At 64.1% G+C, this 17,508-nt stretch carries 15 protein-coding genes and 5 tRNA genes; 15 read left to right on the forward strand and 5 right to left on the reverse strand.

The features are described from left to right. The first annotated feature begins 484 nt into the window (after positions 1-484). From EYF70_RS17510 to EYF70_RS17525, 4 genes are all read left to right on the forward strand, one after another. Positions 485-853 (forward strand): GntR family transcriptional regulator, encoded by a 369-nt coding sequence (locus EYF70_RS17510; protein ID WP_131146554.1) that lies wholly within the window; start codon positions 485-487, stop codon positions 851-853. Continuing rightward, positions 850-1,707, forward strand: coding sequence for an ABC transporter ATP-binding protein (locus EYF70_RS17515; RefSeq protein WP_131146555.1), 858 nt, complete (start codon positions 850-852; stop codon positions 1,705-1,707). The genes EYF70_RS17510 and EYF70_RS17515 overlap by 4 nt, the downstream gene beginning before the upstream one ends. Further along, on the forward strand, positions 1,704-2,753 hold the full coding sequence (locus EYF70_RS17520) for a hypothetical protein (RefSeq protein ID WP_131146556.1): 1,050 nt from the start codon (positions 1,704-1,706) through the stop codon (positions 2,751-2,753). Before EYF70_RS17515 ends, EYF70_RS17520 begins: the two co-directional genes overlap by 4 nt. 164 nt (positions 2,754-2,917) lie before the next feature. After that, on the forward strand, positions 2,918-3,424 hold the full coding sequence (locus tag EYF70_RS17525; RefSeq protein WP_131146557.1) for a cyanophycin synthetase family protein: 507 nt from the start codon (positions 2,918-2,920) through the stop codon (positions 3,422-3,424). Positions 3,425-3,572: 148 nt separating this feature from the next. Here EYF70_RS17525 and EYF70_RS17530 read toward each other — a convergent pair whose 3' ends face one another. From EYF70_RS17530 to rnr, 4 genes are all read right to left on the reverse strand, one after another. Then, positions 3,573-4,283 (reverse strand): YceH family protein, encoded by a 711-nt coding sequence (locus tag EYF70_RS17530; RefSeq protein WP_131146558.1) that lies wholly within the window; start codon positions 4,281-4,283, stop codon positions 3,573-3,575. Between the two features lie 9 nt (positions 4,284-4,292). Then, entirely contained in the window at positions 4,293-5,039 is a 747-nt protein-coding gene (gene cysE, locus EYF70_RS17535) for a serine O-acetyltransferase (RefSeq protein ID WP_131146559.1), read from the reverse strand. Positions 5,040-5,254: 215 nt separating this feature from the next. Further along, a complete protein-coding gene (rlmB, locus tag EYF70_RS17540) occupies positions 5,255-6,001 on the reverse strand; it encodes a 23S rRNA (guanosine(2251)-2'-O)-methyltransferase RlmB (RefSeq protein ID WP_131146560.1) in 747 nt (248 codons plus the stop codon). A gap of 69 nt (positions 6,002-6,070) precedes the next feature. Beyond that, the gene (gene rnr, locus EYF70_RS17545; RefSeq protein WP_131146561.1) at positions 6,071-8,755 is read right to left on the reverse strand and encodes a ribonuclease R; all 2,685 of its coding nucleotides are present in this window, start codon (positions 8,753-8,755) and stop codon (positions 6,071-6,073) included. A 278-nt stretch (positions 8,756-9,033) separates the two neighbouring features. Between rnr and EYF70_RS17550 the strand changes: the two genes are divergently transcribed. From EYF70_RS17550 to phaP, 11 genes are all read left to right on the forward strand, one after another. Further along, positions 9,034-9,118, forward strand: a tRNA-Leu gene (locus tag EYF70_RS17550). Positions 9,119-9,364: 246 nt separating this feature from the next. After that, entirely contained in the window at positions 9,365-10,279 is a 915-nt protein-coding gene (locus tag EYF70_RS17555) for an IS1595 family transposase (RefSeq protein ID WP_131149171.1), read from the forward strand. Between the two features lie 384 nt (positions 10,280-10,663). Further along, positions 10,664-11,761 carry an NF038122 family metalloprotease gene (locus EYF70_RS17560; RefSeq protein ID WP_165497718.1) on the forward strand — a complete coding sequence of 366 codons (1,098 nt, stop codon included), beginning with the start codon at positions 10,664-10,666 and terminating at the stop codon, positions 11,759-11,761. A 170-nt stretch (positions 11,762-11,931) separates the two neighbouring features. Then, a tRNA-Leu gene (locus EYF70_RS17565) sits at positions 11,932-12,016 on the forward strand. Between the two features lie 302 nt (positions 12,017-12,318). Further along, positions 12,319-12,403: transfer RNA gene (locus EYF70_RS17570), tRNA-Leu, on the forward strand. 173 nt (positions 12,404-12,576) lie between these two features. Then, entirely contained in the window at positions 12,577-13,683 is a 1,107-nt protein-coding gene (locus EYF70_RS17575; protein WP_131146563.1) for an NF038122 family metalloprotease, read from the forward strand. A gap of 78 nt (positions 13,684-13,761) precedes the next feature. Beyond that, positions 13,762-13,846, forward strand: a tRNA-Leu gene (locus tag EYF70_RS17580). An 80-nt stretch (positions 13,847-13,926) separates the two neighbouring features. Then, a tRNA-Leu gene (locus EYF70_RS17585) sits at positions 13,927-14,011 on the forward strand. Positions 14,012-14,119: 108 nt separating this feature from the next. Further along, positions 14,120-16,312, forward strand: a complete 2,193-nt coding sequence (locus tag EYF70_RS17590; protein WP_229420431.1) for an ATP-binding protein — start codon at positions 14,120-14,122, stop codon at positions 16,310-16,312. 41 nt (positions 16,313-16,353) lie between these two features. After that, positions 16,354-16,572 carry a hypothetical protein gene (locus EYF70_RS17595; protein WP_131146565.1) on the forward strand — a complete coding sequence of 73 codons (219 nt, stop codon included), beginning with the start codon at positions 16,354-16,356 and terminating at the stop codon, positions 16,570-16,572. 36 nt (positions 16,573-16,608) lie between these two features. Next, positions 16,609-17,160, forward strand: coding sequence for a TIGR01841 family phasin (phaP, locus tag EYF70_RS17600; RefSeq protein ID WP_131146566.1), 552 nt, complete (start codon positions 16,609-16,611; stop codon positions 17,158-17,160). 155 nt (positions 17,161-17,315) lie between these two features. On the opposite strand, the gene EYF70_RS31120 is transcribed toward phaP, so the two are convergent. Beyond that, positions 17,316-17,477 (reverse strand): hypothetical protein, encoded by a 162-nt coding sequence (locus tag EYF70_RS31120; protein WP_165497719.1) that lies wholly within the window; start codon positions 17,475-17,477, stop codon positions 17,316-17,318. Positions 17,478-17,508 lie beyond the last annotated feature (31 nt).

The raw sequence follows: 17,508 nt of genomic DNA on the forward strand, positions 1-17,508 counted from the left end.
CGACTGACGGAGTCACTGCACCGGCAATGAATAGCGAAGCCGCCGCATTTCCTGTCATTGCGCGGAAATGTCAAACGTGCCCCATCTGGGGAAACAATATAACCGCGTTTTTTGCACCGCGCAATCGGCTATTTTCCCAGATCCGTATAACTACGTATTTCCGGAAAGTTATATTTTTATCCAGGATATATTCATTGTAATCGTTGAAATATCGGATCGAGTAAATATGCGGCCTGCCGCGCCAGATAAGCATCGCAAATAACCGTTATTGGATTGGTAAATATCTTTGTTTTGACCGAATAAAGATGTTTCATCGCGTGCCGCGACGGCACCCGGGCCGCCCGGCAACGATGCCGGACCATCGAACACGCCAGCAGGCGATTTTTCGCGGCGGAGGGTTGCGCCCCACAGATTTGGTGTTATAGTTCACTACAACACCAGCTATGCAACACACTCAACATCCACCGCGCAGGAGGAACCATGTATGTGGAATGACAATGCGCCGATCTACCGCCAGCTCAAGGAGCGGGTGATCGGCATGATGCTCGACGGCTTGCTCAAGCCCGGCGACGCGCTGCCCTCGGTGCGGCAGGTGGCGGCCGACTACCAGCTGAACCCGATCACCGTGTCGCGGGCGTACCAGGAGCTGGTCGATGAAACCTTGGTGGAAAAACGAAGGGGGGTGGGTATGTATGTAACCGAAGGCGCCGTGCAAAAACTGCTGGCATCGGAACGCGAGCGCTTCCTGCGCGAAGAATGGCCGGCGATGGTGGAGCGTATCCGCCGGCTCGGCCTGGACCTGGACCAGCTGCTGCGCGCTTCGCCGAACAACGAACCCGGGAGCGCCACATGAGCGCCGTCATCTCCGCCCGCAACCTGGTCAAGCGCTACGGCAAGCAGGCCGCGCTCGACGGCGTCAGTTTCGACATCCAGCCGGGCCGCATCGTCGGGCTGATCGGCCCGAACGGCTCCGGCAAGACGACCACGCTGAAGGCCGCGCTGGGCCTGTGCCAGTTCGAGGGCGAGCTGTCCGTGCTGGGGCTGGATCCGCGCACGCAGCGCGACGAACTGATGAACGACGTGTGCTTCATCGCCGACGTGGCGATCCTGCCCCGCTGGCTGAAGGTGAAGGACGCGATCGATTTCGTGGCCGGCATCCACCCGCGCTTCGATCGCGCCAAGGCCGAGCGCTACCTCGCCGGCACGAAGCTGGCGCCGCAGATGCGCGTAAAGGCCATGTCGAAGGGCATGATCGTGCAGCTGCACCTGGCCCTCGTGATGGCGATCGACGCGAAGCTGCTGGTGCTGGACGAGCCGACGCTGGGCCTGGACATCCTGTACCGCAAGGGCTTCTACCAGAACCTGCTGGAAGACTACTTCGACGAGCACAAGACGATCGTCATCACCACGCACCAGATCGAGGAAGTGGAACACATCCTGTCGGACGTGCTGTTCATCCGCGAAGGCCGCATCGCGCTGGCTGCCTCGATGGAAGAGATCGGCGAGCGCTACACGGAAGTCATGGTCCACCCGCAGCACACGGCCGCGGCCGCGGCGCTGCAGCCGCTGACGCAGCGCACCGTGTTCGGCAAGAGCGTGATGCTGTTCGATGGCGTGCCCAGGCAGCAACTGGAAAACCTTGGCGAACTGCGCACGCCCAGCGTGGCGGACCTGTTCGTCGCCAGCATGAAGGGGAGCTACGAATGAAGACGATGCACAACACCGTGCCGGAGATGACGCCGGATGCGCCGCCGGCCCCCGCGCCAGTCCGCCGCGTGGCCTGGCTGCGCACGACCATGCCGTGGCTGATCCGCCGCGAAATCTGGGAACACAAGGGCATGCTCACCTGGGTGCCGCTGGCGATCTCTGCGCTGCTGATCGCCTTCGTGCTGGCCGCCGCAGTGATGGGGCACGGCGGCACGATCCACTTCGATGGCAACACGATCGGCGGCAAGGACATGGTCATCCAGCTCGGCGACCGCCAGAAGCAGGCGGCGGTCGAAACGGCGGCCACCGTGTATCCGGTCGGGGCGGCGGTGCTGTACCTGTCGCTGGCGTTCATGGTGTTCTTCTACAGCCTCGGCGCGCTGTACGACGAGCGCCGCGACCGCAGCATCCTGTTCTGGAAGTCGCTGCCGGTGTCGGACAGCGCCACCGTGCTGTCGAAAGCCGCGATCGCCCTGCTCGTGATTCCGCTGCTGGTGGTGGTGGTGGAGCTGGCGACGTCGCTGGTCATCCTGGCCATCATGCTGGTGATGACGGCCAGCAAGGGGCTCAACCTGGCCGGGCCGGTACTCTCGCATCCCCAGCTCTGGCTGGCGTTCGTGAAATTACCCTCGCTGGTACCGGTGTATGCGCTGTGGGCACTGCCGGCGGTCGGCTGGCTGCTGCTGGTGTCGGCCTGGGCACGGTCGAAAGTGTTCCTGTGGGCTGTCGGCGTACCCGCACTGGCGATGGTCGTGCTGTTCTGGGCTGAAAAAAGCCTTGGCCTGGCGCTCAATGCCGGCTGGCTGGTCGAGAAGTTCATCAGCCGCCTGCTGGTCAGCGTGATGCCGGCCACGTGGCTGATGGCCGACGGCCTGGCCGCGCGGGTACGCGACGGGGTTCGCGAAGGGCCGGCGGCGATCTCCGACACGCTGTACGAGGCTTCCTGGGCCGCCGTGGCGACACCCGAGATGCTGTGGGGTGCGCTCGCCGGGGCCGGCATGATCGCCGCCGCCATCTGGCTGCGCCGCCGCCGCGAAGAGGGTTGATACGGAGTTTGATGCATCGCAGCTCAGCTGTAAGCGGTGTCTTACAGCGTTACCAGACCCGCACCGATGCCGGTAGCGGGCGATGGTTGGGATAATGGCAACCATTCCGCCAGCGCCAGACCTCCCGGTCTCGCGTTGGCTGTTGCTTTAAAGGATGGTTCACCATGAAAATTATCGACCAGCGTTACCTCGACGGCGCCAACCGCTACTGCACCGAGCCTTGCCTGCTGAGCATTCTCGATCTCGGCCACCCTGCCCCGTATTCCGCGAGCGACATGCAGCAGTTGCGAGCGCGCCTGAAGACCGTGCTGCCGGGCTTGCGACAAGGCCGCAGCCTGATCGGCGTGGTGGGCGACGACGTGGACGCGCCGGGCCGCGGCCTGCAGCTGGCACGCCTGATCCAGAGCGTGGCGATCGAACTGCACCGCCTGACCGGCGACGAGGTGATGATGGGGTTTGTCGGCGGCGTGCCGAAGATGCCGGGGCGCTACCGGCTGATCCTGCCGTTCCGCTGCGGCACCGTGGCCAACGCAGCGCTCAAGCTGGCGACCGAACTGGTCGCCGCCCTGCTGGCCGGGCAGCCGTACCGGCTGGATGAAGGGCTGGCCGAACTGCGCGGTATCGCCGCGGCCAGCGCGCCGACGCAGCCGTCCATCCGCATTGCCGCCTGAATTGGCCGGGTTGCTGCCTTGGTAGCCCGGATCGCCGCTGGATTACCCGCACTGCTGCCGGTTTCCCGCACTGCTGCCGGTTTCCCGCACCGCCGCGCCAGCGATGGCCCGGCCGGGCGCCCGCGGCTACCGCTGTCGCCGCGGCGGCTTATTCGAACTGCCGCTTGAATTGCTCGAACTGTTCCGCCAGCGCCGCGTAGTCGGCGCGTAACTGCTGCACTTCCAGCTCCAGCTGGGCCACGCGGTCGGCCCGCGAGGCGCCGCCAGGCGCCACCGCCGCCGTTCCATAGCCCGCCTCTTCCCTTGCCAGCTGGATTTCCCCGCCCAGCAATTGCCCGTAGCGCGGCTCCTTGGTGCCCGGCGCCAGCGCCAGCTTCGCCACCACCGGCGGATATTTGTCGATCAGGAACTGCAATGCCTGTTCGACGTCCGCCACCGTCTTGAACTCATGCAGCCGGCCCGTGCGCGTGCGGATCTCGCCGGCGGTCTGGTGGCCGCGCAGCATCAGGATCGTCAGCACGGCCAGCTTGTCCTGCTCGAGCGACCATTTGATGCGCATGCGGTGCTCGTATTTCGTGACGCGGGCGCCGGCCGCCGTCACGGCATTGACGAGGCGGCGCTCGGCCAGGCGGGCCAGCACGTCGGCCACCGTATCTTCCGAAATCTGCATCACCGGATCGCGGCTGGACAGCTGGTTGCAGCCGTTGGTCAGCGCATTCAGCGACATCGGATAGTTATCCGGCGTCAGCGCTTCCTTTTCGGCCAGCACGGCCAGCACGCGGATCTCGAACGGGTCCAGCGTATCGCCCGAGGCATTCGCTGCGGAGCTATCCGCCGGGGTGTTTCCTGCATCTGTCATGTCTGTTCCTCAATCGACCAGCTTGTTCAGTTGGGCGGGATCGGGCTTGCCGACAGCCTCGATATCCCCGCATTGCAAACCGCTTTCCTTCAGCAGCGCAATGATGCGCTCGATCTGCCGTTCCTGCGCCGCCGCGTGGTTGATCAGGCCATGCAGCGCTTTCGACATGGGGTCGTCGCCATTCGGCGTGACGCCATAAGCCGCGAACAGGCGCTGCGCATGGCGCTGCGTGTCCGGCTCGTGCTTCTGGACGATCTGGGCCGGATTGCCGACCGCCGTCGCCCCCGGCGGCACCGGTTTCAGCAGCACGGCGTTCGAGCCCACCTTGGCGTACTCGCCCACCGTGAAACCGCCCAGCACCTTGGCGCCGGCGCCAACGATCACGCCACGCTCCAGCGTGGGATGCCGCTTCTCTCCCGGCGCCAGCGACGTACCGCCCAGCGTGACGCCCTGGTAGATCGTGCAATCGTCACCGATGACCGCCGTCTCGCCCACCACCACGCCGAAGCCGTGATCGATGAAGACACGCCGGCCGATCGTGGCGCCGGGATGGATCTCGATGCCCGTAGCGATGCGCGCCAGCGCGCTGATGAAGCGGCCCGGCCATTTCAGGCCGTGGGTCCAGCACCAGTGTGCCAGGCGGTGCGCGACGATCGCATGCAGGCCGGGGTAGCACGTCAGCACCTCCCAGGCGTTGCGTGCGGCGGGATCGCGTTCGATGATGCTGCGGATGTCTTGGCGCAGGTGGCGAAACATGGGTGCTCGGGAGGACGGTCGAACCACGATGGTAGCGCATCGGCAGGCGCCTTGCAGGCTGGCGCCCGCACCCGACCAGCCCTGCTGTCGCGTGCGCACCGGGGGAAAGTTCGGGCGCAAGTCTTTCGGCTGAAACCCGTTCAGCCGGAAGTCGCCCAGGCGGCAGTCTTCCGGCTGCAAGCCCTTCGGGCGGAAGCCTTCAGACTGGAAGCCCTTCAGACTTCCTTCGCCATCCGCTGGCGGCGGGCTTCGTACAGGCACACGCCGGAAGCCACCGACACGTTCAGGCTCTCGACGGAGCCGAACATCGGGATGCTCACCAGCACGTCGCAGGTTTCACGCGTCAGGCGGCGCATGCCCTCGCCTTCGGAACCCATCACCAGCGCGGTCGGGCCGGTGAAGTCGGCTTCGTACAGGCCCTTCTCGCCGTCGTCCGAGGTACCGATCAGCCAGATGTCGCGCTCCTTCAGTTCGCGCAGCGTGCGCGCCAGGTTCGTGACGGTGATGTAGGGCACGGTCTCGGCCGCGCCGCTGGCCACCTTGGCGGCAGTGGCGTTCAGGCCCACCGCGCGGTCCTTCGGCACGATCACCGCGTGCGCGCCGACGCCGTCGGCCACGCGCAGGCAGGCGCCCAGGTTGTGCGGGTCGGTAATGCCGTCGAGTACCAGCAGCAGTGGCGGGCCGTCGATCGCGTCGAGCAGTTCGTCGAGGTTGCGCGCCAGCGCCAGCTGCGATGCGAAGGCGATCACGCCCTGGTGGCGGCGGGTGCCAACGATCTTGTCGAGGCGGGCCGAGTCGACCGGCATCACGCGCACGCCGGCCGCTTTCGCGTTGGCGATCAGGTCCTTCATGCGGCGGTCGTCGCGGCCGGCGTCGACGAAGATCTCTTCGACGGACGAGGCTTCATGGCGCAGGCGCGAGGTGACGGCGTGGAAGCCGAAAATCATTTTGTTCTTGGACATGGTACGTAGTTCTTGTGTGGCGAACGGGTTCGCCGGGGATGCGCCGCGGCGGGTGCCGCGGCGCTGGGATCAATGTTTCTTCCGTGCCTTGCCACTGGAAGCGGTGGCCGGCTTTCCGGCGGCCTGGGTCTTGCCGCGCTTGGCGGGAGCGGCCGGTTTGCCACGGCCCTTCGGCTGCGCTTCGAAGTCGAATTGCGGCAGCAGCGTGATCGAGGGGGCCGGTGCCGGGGCGGCCGCTTCGCCGCCTTCGCCGCGTTTCGGTTTGCCCTTGCGTGGCGCACCCGCTTCGTCGGCCACCTTGCGCGGGGCGCGCGGCGCATCTTCCTGGGCGAAGGCGGGAGCGGCGCCGCGTCCTCCGCCAGTGCCACCGTTGCCGGCACCGGCGCCCTTGCCGGCACCGCCGCGCGACGATCCGCCACGGGAGTTGCCGCGGCGTGGCTTGACGTCTTCCTCGCCGAAACCGTCGTCGTGGAATGCGGCGCCCTTTCGGCCACCGCGCGGCGGTGGCGGCGCCATGCCTTCGGTTTCGCTCGGCGCCAGGCGCAGGTCGATCTTGCGCGACTCCAGGTCCACGCGCACCACCTGCACCATCACGCGGTCGGTCAGCTGGTAGCGCTTGCCGGTGCGTTCGCCGCGCAATTCATGGCGCGCGTCGTCGTACTGGAAGTAATCGGCGCCCAGGTCCGTCACGTGCACCAGGCCTTCGACGAACAGCTGGTCGAGCTGCACGAAGATGCCGAAGGTGGTCACGCCGGTGATGATGCCGCTGAATTCCTCGCCCAGCTTGTCCTGCATGAAGTAGCACTTCAGCCAGGCTTCGACATCGCGCGATGCCTCGTCGGCGCGGCGCTCGTTGGCCGAGCAGTGCACGCCCAGCGCATCCCACACGGTGAGGTCGCGCGCCGCCTTCGGTTCCTTGCCGGCGGCCTTGTCCTTCAGCTGCTGGCGGCGCGTGGCGTTCGATACCGTGGTGTTCAGCACGCTCGTGTCGCCGATCTTCGGCTCGTACTTCTTGCCCTGCAAGATGGCCTTGATGGCGCGGTGCGTCAGCAAATCCGGATAGCGGCGGATCGGGCTCGTGAAGTGCGCATACGCTTCGTACGCGAGACCGAAGTGGCCGATGTTCTCCGGGCTGTAGACGGCTTGCTGCATGGAGCGCAGCAGCATGGTCTGCAGCAGGTTCGCATCGGGGCGCTCCTTGATCTTGCGCATCAGTTCGGCGTAGTCGCCGGCCACCGGCGTATCGCCGCCGCCCAGCCCCAGCCCCACCTGCTTGAGGAATTCACGCACCTGCGTGAGCTTTTCCTTGGTCGGCGCGGCGTGGATCCGGTACGTGCCCGGATGCTTGTGCCGCAGCAGCAGGTCGGCCGCGCACACGTTCGCGGCCAGCATGCATTCCTCGATCAGCTTGTGCGCATCGTTGCGGGTGCGCGGGATGATCTTCTCGATCTTGCCGGCCGGGTTGCAGACGATATAGGTCTCGGTGGTCTCGAAATCGATCGCGCCACGCTCCAGCCGGGCCTTCAGCAGCGCGTGGTAGACGGCATACAGGTCCTGCAGGTGCGGCACCAGGTGGGCGCGCTTGGCCGCTTCCGGCCCTTTCGTGTTCGACAGGATGGCCGCGACTTCGGTGTACGTGAAACGGGCCGCCGAGTGGATCACGGCCGGGTAGAACTGGTAAGCCTTGATCTCGCCCTGCGCGGTGACGACGGCATCGCAGACCAGCGTCAGGCGGTCGACGGCCGGGTTCAGCGAGCACAGGCCGTTCGACAGCTTTTCCGGCAGCATCGGGATCACCCGGCGCGGGAAATACACCGACGTGCTGCGCTCGATCGCATCGGTATCGAGCGCATCGTTCGGCTTCACGTAATGGGAGACGTCGGCGATGGCCACGATCAGGCGGAACGCATTGGTACGGCCGATCTTCACGGGCTCGCAGTACACCGCGTCGTCGAAATCGCGCGCATCCTCGCCGTCGATCGTCACGAGCGGCACGTCGCGCAGGTCGACACGATCGCCCCAGTCCTTCTCGTGCACCACGTCCGGTAGCCGGGCGGCCTGCTTCAGGGCCGCATCGGAAAACACGTGCGGCACGCCGAACTTGCGCACCGCGATCTCGATCTCCATGCCCGGGTCGTCCATGTCGCCCAGCACCTCGACGATCCGGCCGACCGGCTGCTTGAAGCGGCCCGGCTGCTCGGTGAGTTCGACGCTGACGATCTGGCCGCTCTTGGCCTTGCCGGGCGAACCGGCCACCAGGATATCCTGGCCGATGCGCTTGTCTTCCGGCGCGACGATCCACACGCCGTTATCCTTCAGCAGCCTGCCAATGATGTGCGTATTGCCCCGCTCGACCACTTCGACGATGCTGCCTTCCGGGCGGCCGCGGCGGTCGTAGCCGGTGACCTTGGCCAGCACCTTGTCGCCATGCAGTACCTTCTGCATCTCGCGTTCGGTGAGGAACAGGTCGTCGCCCGGTTCGTCGGGGATCACGAAGCCGAAGCCGTCGCGGTGCGCGCTGACGCGGCCGGAAACGAAACCGGAATGGTCGGCCAGCACATAGAAACCGCTGCCATCGGACCGGATCTGTCCGTCGCGTTCCATCGCGTTCAGGCGGCGCGTCAGCACATCCTGGGATTCGGATTTCACGTCGAGCGACATGGAAAGCGTACGCAGGTCGAGCGGCGCGTTGGCGCTACGGAAGATGCCGAGGATTTCCTCGCGGCTGGGAATGGTATGGGTCGTCTGGTTCAAAACTGTTCTTTGGTCTTATTAGGATGATTTTGAGGGAAAGGTGGCAGCATAGTGTACCGGAGGCGCGCGAGAATGCCTAACGCGCGCCAATTGGAACGTGCTCCCGGCGCACTGTCATCGCCCCTTTGACATTCGAAAAGATTGCTCTATAATCCTGGCTCTCGCAGCAATGCGGGAATGCTGTAAAGAGTCGATGTGCAGTGTGGAATGAAAGTTCATCTGGCGCAAAACTCTCCAAAGCGCTATCATAGCAGTAGTTGCACAGAGTTACATGCAGTGCCCACGTGGCGGAATTGGTAGACGCGCATGGTTCAGGTCCATGTGCCGCAAGGTGTGGGGGTTCGAGTCCCTCCGTGGGCACCACTCTACCGGATACCGGGCTGTTCAGCCCCGAGGCAAACCTTGATGGCAGTGCTGAGAATGCACTGCAAGCAGCCTCCGTAAAAAAGCCGTGAATCGAAAGATTCACGGCTTTTTTCGTTGGCGCTGTGCGCGGTAATTAGGGGAACTTCCCGCCGGAATCACGGTCTGACTTCCTGTTGAGATACTTCATGTATATCAGGAGGCGACATGGGCACGGCGGAGGTTGGAGTTCTGATCGAAGCGTTGATGCGGCAACAGCTCTCGGAAGATCAGGTCGCGTTGCTGCAGGACTTTCTTGCCTGCGTCGAGCCATCGGGCCAGTGCCCTCGCCTGATCGAGGAAGCCGCCGGAAAGCCACCATGTCCACATTGCGGGTGCCAGCGGTCCCACCGTTGTGGACAGGCCAGTGGCTTGCAGCGCTATCGCTGCGTGGCGTGCCGGCGCAGCTTCAATGCCTTGACCGGTACACCGCTGGCCCGTCTGCGCCTGCGCGACAAGTGGCTGCGATACCTGCAATGCCTGATCGAGTCGACCCCTGTGCGCTCGGCAGCCAGCCGCGTGGCGGTAGCCAAGTCAACCAGCTTTCGATGGCGCCATCGTTTCATCGCCGCCTTGCTCCGGGCGTCCCGTCCGCAACTATCAGGCATCGTCGAGGCCGATGAAACTTATTTGCTGGAATCACAAAAGGGCTCGCGCCACCTGGACCGCCCGCCCCGCAAACGCGGCGGCAAAGCCAGCCGGCGCGGCATCAGCAGCGAGCTGGACTGCATCCTCGTAGCTCGTGACCGCAACCGCCAAACCTGTGACTTCGTCACAGGCCGCGGCACGGTCACTGTTGGCCAGCTGATGAAACACCTGAAGCCCGTACTGGCGCCCGATGTACTACTCGTGACCGATGCCGCCAAGGCATACCAGGCATTTGCAAAGCAGGCCGGCATCACCCACGAAGCAATCAACGTGCGAGCCGGTATTCGGGCACGCGGTGCACTCCATATCCAAGGCGTCAATGGATGGCATGGCCGCTTCAAGACCTGGCTGCGGCGATTCAATGGTGTCGCGAGCCGCTACCTGGCCAATTACACCGGCTGGCAGCGCTTGCTCGATGCCGACGAGCCGACGGCGCCACGGCAATGGTTGCGCATTGCCGTGGCGCCAGCCTAGCTGATCAGCTCTTTTGTTGCGCTCGGCATGCAAAAAAGTTTCGTGACCATCGGCAAGGCTATTCAACGCGAACAGCGCCTTTTCGTTTACAGCCCGCTCTCGCCATCTCGACCGGAAATACCAGTTCGTTGTCAATAAATAAATTACAAAAAGATATTTTTCTTATTGCCGAGCTTGTATTTCCCCGATAATCTTTCTCGTCCGCGGCATACCGCTGCCGCATGGACGATCCGGGCGGATTGCAAGAGACCTCGACTCTCCGACTCCCCGGTAACGCCACCCGCGTGCTCATCCAGCCCGGCAGAAAGGCCATTCGCGCCCTTTCCCGACCAGTTCTTCCAGTCCCGACAACAATTAGAGATGCTCATGAAAACAAGGAGATGCATGAAAACGTTTGCACAAATGATAGCGCTCGCCCTGGCGATCGGCGCGGCTACGACCGCCACCGCAGCGCCGGTATTCAATTTCCAGTTCACGGCCGGCACTTCGGCGCAGGCACAACAAGGGTTCATCACCGCGGCCTCGCGCTGGTCCAACCTGCTGGCCGACGATGTGACGATCAATCTGACGGTCGGCTTCAATCCACTGGCCGGCGGGACGATCGCACAGGCCCAATCTTCGCGCTCGCTGTTCTACTATTCGGGCTTCCGCGGAGCGTTGATCCAGGACGCCAGTTCCCGCTTCGACGCGATGGCCACCAGCAGCCTTCCCGGCGGCGGCACGTTCGGCATGCTGCTGAACCGTACATCGGACAATCCGAACGGCGCCGGCAGCGCCATCCCCTACCTCGACAATAATCACAGTCTCAACAACTCCATCGTGGCCATCACCAGCGCCGAGGCCAAGGCGGTCGGCCTGGTGCCGATCGAGGAGACATTAAGCGGATGCATCGGCACCTGCGACGGCTTCATCCAGTTCAACAGCAACTTTGCGTTCGACTTCAATCCGCATGACGGCGTGCAGGCCGATGCGTTCGACTTCGTCGGCGCCGCCGCGCATGAAATCGGCCACACACTGGGCTTCACCAGCGGCGTCGACGTGCTGGAATACTATTCCACGCCCCCTGAGCTGCACCCGGCGGACGCGCTCCCGTTGGTTTCCGGACTGGACCTGTTCCGTTATTCGGAGCAAAGCGCCGCCGCGGGCGTAATCGACTGGACCGCGGACGACCGCGAGAAATACTTTTCGATCGATGGCGGCGCCACGGGCATCGCGACCTTCTCCACTGGCCAGGCATACGGCGACGGCCACCAGGCCAGCCACTGGGAGGATGACAAGTACATCGGCCTGATGGATCCCACTGGCGGCATGGGCGAGGTAGTGGTCATTACCGGTGAAGACCTGCTGGCGCTGGACGCGATCGGGTGGGACGTGTCGCCTGTTCCTGAACCATCGAGCTATGCAATGCTCGGTGCCGGCCTGATGCTGCTTGGTGGCCGGGCGGTACGCAACTCGGCACGGAAGAAGCCAGCCGGTTGCTAAGGTTACTGGCATCGAGCGCTCACCAGGACGGTAGCTGGGCGCCTCGAGGGACCTGCGCGCCTCGTCGCCGGCAATGTTTGCAAAGAGTACAAATTCCTCTTGCTCAACAGCGCTCCAGCCGCTATGATGCGTGCCTCGTTGCAGTACATCGCAGCGAATGAGTCAGCAGTGCCCACGTGGCGGAATTGGTAGACGCGCATGGTTCAGGTCCATGTGCCGCAAGGTGTGGGGGTTCGAGTCCCTCCGTGGGCACCACTCTACCGGATACAGGAAAAAGCCGTGAATCGCGAGATTCACGGCTTTTTTCATTGGCGCTCGGCGACGGCTGGAAGACTTTCCGCTTCAGCCCATTACGCCCGCCCCTCCCTCTGCCACACAAAATACGCTTTTCGATGATTCGCGCCGTCATTATGTCGGCGAAAACCGCACCTCCCGCCGCAAGATCAAACTTTATAAAAAAACAAATATTTTTATTGCTGAGTTTGCAATGCATCGATATTATTCCAGTGCGCAGCAGAGCATCGCGGTGCATTGAAAGCGCAGCGCTTTCACGCTGTGCCCACGTGGCGGAATTGGTAGACGCGCATGGTTCAGGTCCATGTGCCGCAAGGTGTGGGGGTTCGAGTCCCTCCGTGGGCACCACAGGTACAGGAAGAGCCGGGATCTGGGAGTCCGCGGCTCTTTTCTTATCCCGTCGGCCGTTTTGACATGCCGGCGCATTCGCGCCGTCAGCACCTGCATGTCCCGTCTGGCAGAAAGCTGCGCACGCTTCTTGCCTATATAAATTTGTCCAACAACATTTCAGGGAACAAGACATGAAAAAGCTCGCATCCGTCCTTGCACTGGCCAGCGCCTTCCTCGCCGCCGGCTCCGCCACTGCCGCTCCGACGTTCAATTTCCAGTTCGTTGCCGGCACCTCGCTCCAGGCGCAACAGGGCTTCATCGAAGCCGCGAACCGCTGGTCCAGCGTGCTGACCGACAATGTGGTGATCAACCTCACGGTCGGCTTCAATCCGCTGGCGCCGAACATCCTGGGCCAGGCGCAGTCGGCCCGCGAATCGTATTCGTACTCGGAGTTCCGCGACGGACTGGTCGGCGATATCTCGTCGGCCAACGACGTCACGGCCACCGGCAGCCTGTCCAGCGGCAATTCGTTCGGCATGCTGCTGAACCGCACCGCGAACAACCCGAACGGCACGGGTAGCGCCACCACCTATGTCGACAATGACGGCGACGATAACAACGCCGTCGTGAACGTCACCTCGGCATCGGCCAAGGCGATCGGCCTGGCGACGTCGGGGCAAACGCTGCAAGGCTGCATCGGCAGCTGCGATGGCTTCATCCAGTTCAACAGCCAGTTCACGTTCGACTTCAACCCGAACGATGGCGTCAGCTCCGGTGCCTACGACTTCGTCGGCGTGGCCGCGCACGAGATCGGCCACACGCTGGGCTTCACCAGCGGCGTCGACGTGCTGGACTACAACTCCACCTCGCCGGACTTCTACAACGACGACGAGTTCGTCTTTGTGTCCAGCCTGGACCTGTTCCGTTATTCGTCGGAAAGCGCGGAAGAAGGCGTCATCGATTGGTCCGCGGACGACCGCGACAAATACTTCTCGATCGATGGCGGCGTGACCGACCTGGCCGGCTTCTCCACCGGTGTCACGCACGGCGATGGCCGCCAGAACAGCCATTGGAAAGATGACCTGTACATCGGCCTGATGGACCCGACCGCCGGCCTGGGCGAAGTGCTGGCCATCTCGCAGGAAGACGTGCTGGCGATGGATGTGATCGGCTGGAACGTGTCGCCGGTACCGGAACCATCGACCTACGCGATGCTGGGCGCCGGCCTGCTGCTGCTGGGTGGCCGCGCACGCAAGCTGGCCAAGAAATCGAAAAATATTTCGCAAAAACAAAAATGATGGTTGACGGATCGGGTGGCGGCCTTTAAGATGCGTGCCTTCTGTTGCTGAACACCGCAACGAAGCAAAGAAAACAGGGCCCACGTGGCGGAATTGGTAGACGCGCATGGTTCAGGTCCATGTGCCGCAAGGTGTGGGGGTTCGAGTCCCTCCGTGGGCACCAAGTCCTGTTTTCGACAGCTTGTTCGATAGGCTTTTCAAGACATCGGGCAGCAGCAGTAGGCAGCAATGAGCAGCATCAGTGCCCACGTGGCGGAATTGGTAGACGCGCATGGTTCAGGTCCATGTGCCGCAAGGTGTGGGGGTTCGAGTCCCTCCGTGGGCACCACTCTACCGGATACCGGGTTGAAGAAACCCTGAAACGCCGTCGGTTCGCAAGAGCCGGCGGCGTTTTTCTTTGCCCACCATCATCGTCCACATGGTCTACACTTTGCCCATGGCCAGCACGCCCCCCACCGATACGCCGAATACCATCCTGGTCGCCAGTGCGGCCGGCTTTCCCGCGCTGGAGCGGGCCCTGGAGCGCGCCGGCTTCCACGTCGGCGTCGTCAACCGCGGCGACAGCGCATTGGCCGCCATGGAAGCGGCACCGCCCAACGGCCAGGTGGCGCTGGTATTGCTCGACGCGGCGCTCGCTGGCAGTGCCCGGATGGAATTGTGCGCGCGCCTCGCGGGCGCCGTACCGGTGCTCGTGATGTCGGCCGCGCCGTCGGACGAGGAACAGGAACAGGCCCTGCAGGCCGGCGCGGCCGGCTACGTGCGGCTGCCCTGCGCGCCGGAAGACCTGGTGGAAAAGGTGGCGGTCGAACTCCGCGCGCGCCTGGCCTGGCTGCCGGTCAGCGGCCCGCTCGATACCGGCAACCTCGAAGTCAACTACCACGCGCTGCTGGCCGGATCGCCCGATGCGATCATCCTGTTCGACGCGGCGCGCGGCCTGCCGGTGGACGTCAACCGCAACGCCGAGCGGATGTTCGGCCGCAGCGGCTCGGAACTGATGCGCATGCGCCTGGCGGACCTGTGCCCTGCCCGGCAACCGGACGGCACGCCGTCGGCCGACGCGGTCGATGCGCTGGTGGCCCGCGGGCTGGCCGGCGATATCCGCATCTTCCCGCTGACCTTCCAGCACAGCAGCGGGCGCCACATCGATGGCGAATTGCGCCTCGTGGTACTGGAAAAAAGCGGCTTGCGCCTGCTGCACATGCGCGTGGCGGACGTAACGGGCCAGCGCATCGCCGAGGCACTGCGCACGGGCCAGAACCGGCTGCTGGAAATGATCGCGCGCGGCGCCCCGCTGCATGACATCCTGGCCAGCCTGCTGCGCCTGATCGAAGGCCAGGCCCCCGGCCTCGTCTGTACGGTGCTGTTGCTGGACGAGGATGGCGTGACCGTGCGCGGCGGCTCGGCCCCGAGCATGCCGCCGGAATTCCTGCGTGTCTTCGACGGCTTGCTGATCGGCCCGGATGTCGGCTCGTGCGGCAGCGCCATGTTCCGCCGCGAACCCGTGGTGGTGGCGGACATTGCCCGCGACCGGCGCTGGCACGGCTGGCAGGAACTGGCCGCGCAGTACGGCCTGCATGCCTGCTGGGCCATGCCGATCCTGACCGACCGCCAGACCGTGCTGGGATCGTTTGCGATCTACTATCGCGACGTGCGGCTGCCCCGCGCGGACGACGAGCGGCTGATCGGCGTGGCCGTGCACCTCGCCGGCATCGCCATCGAGCGTACCCGGCGCGAAGCCGAACTGGCGCGGCACCGCAATCACCTGGAAGAACTGGTGGCGGCGCGCACCGCCGAACTGCGCAGCGCAAAGGAGCGCGCCGAACTGGCCAGCGCCAAACTGGCCGCCACGCTGGACGACCTGCACAAGACCCAGGATGAACTGGTGCGCCGCGACAAGCTGGCCGCGCTGGGCGGCCTGGTGGCCGGCGTGGCCCATGAACTCAATACGCCGATCGGCAACACGCTGACGATCGCCAGCGCGATGAGCGAGCGGCTGGGGGCGCTGCGCGCCGGCATGACAGCCGGGCTGCGCCGCTCCGACCTGGAACAGTATCTCGCCCAGGCCGCCGAGGCCGACGAGGTGGTGGTGCGCAACCTGCGCCGGGCCGCCGCCCTGATCGCCAGCTTCCGGCAGGTGGCCGTCGATACCGCCAGTTCGCAGCGCCGCCAGTTCCGGCTGGACGAATTCATCGCCGAACTGGTCTTGCCCCTGACGGCCGGCACGGCGGCGCCCCGCCCGCGCGTGGTGCAGGACATCGCGCCCGGGCTGGCGATGGACAGTTATCCCGGCCCGCTCGGGCAAGCCGTGTCGGCGCTGTTTGAAAATGCCGTCATCCACGGGCTGGATGGCCGCGACGGCGGGGTCGTCACCCTGTCCGCCCGTGCGCTGGGCGATGGCATGATTGCGTTGTCGGTGGCCGACAACGGCGCAGGCATCGCTGCCGACATTCTTTCCCGCGTGTATGATCCGTTCTTTACGACCCGGCCCGGTGCCGGCGGCTCGGGCCTCGGACTGCACGTGACGCACAATATCGTCACCGGCGTGCTGGGCGGCCGGATCGTCGTGGACAGTGCGCCGGGCAGCGGGACCACGTTCACGATGACGCTGCCCGTGGTCGCTCCCCGCTGATCGCCGGACCGTCAACCTGCCCTGTCTACCCGGTTTTCTCCATGATGCCCCTGCCCACTCTCCTGAAACGATTCGTGCCCGCCGGCGTTCTGCTGTTCGCCATGGCGGCCACCGCCGCGCCCGCGCCCTGGTGGCTATGGGAAAGCGTGGGCGGCAGCGGCGCCAAGGTCTGTTCGCAGACACCGCTCGGCCCCGGCTGGCGCAAGTTGCTGGGTCCGTACAAGGATTCTCGTTGCGAGAAGTTGATTCGTGTTCAATAATGGCCCGACAAGCTTTTTCACACCGATGGAGGAGACATGTTTCAGAATCCCGAGCAGTTCGCCCAAGCGACGAAAACCCTGTTCGAGTTCCAGCTCGACACCTTCAACACCCTGACCAGCAAGGCGGTGCAAGGCCTCGAGCAGGTACTGCAACTGAATATCGATACCGCCAGGAGCAGCGTCGAAAAGAACCTGGCGGCCGGTCGCGAAATGAGCCAGGCCGCCGATCCGAAAGCGGCGATGGCGGCGGCCAGCGCCAGGATGCAGAACCTCACCAATGTGGCCGAATACAACCAGCAGGTTGGCCAGATCCTGGCGGAAATCCATAGCGAATTCACGACGGCAGCCGAAGCCCACCTGGCCGAAGCGCGCAGCAATCTCACGGCGCTGATCCATGACGTGACGAAAAACGTGCGGCCCGGTTCCGAGAACGCGGTACAAATCGTCAAGACGGCCATCGACAACGCCTTCGCCGGCTATGAGCAGGTCACCAAGGCCACGCGCCAGGCGGTAGCGGCGTTCGAGGAACAGCTGGCCAAGGCGGCGGCGCTCGCCGAACAGCAGAAAGCTGACCAGACCAAACACTGACTCCGGTTCCCGGCGTAACGGTATTTGCGCCACACAGGGCTGTGCAAGCGGCGGGAGAAGCGATAGACTGTATATAAATACAGTTCATCGTTTCTCCCGCCGTTTTTCGTTGCCGTTGCTTTTACTTCTTCGGTGCTTTTACTGCATCGTTATTTTTACTGCATCGTTGTTTTTGCTGCATCGTTGTTTTTGCTGCATCGTTGTTTTTGCTGCATCGTTGTTTTTGCTGCATCGTTGTTTTTGCTGCATCGTTGTTTTTGCTGCATCGTTGTTTTTGCTGCATCGTTGTTTTTGCTGCGTCGTTGTTTTTGTTGCATGTTGTGTCCTGTATTAGCTCCCTGTGCGCCA

This window comes from Pseudoduganella albidiflava (assembly GCF_004322755.1).
Taxonomy (GTDB): Bacteria; Pseudomonadota; Gammaproteobacteria; order Burkholderiales; family Burkholderiaceae_D; genus Rugamonas; species Rugamonas albidiflava.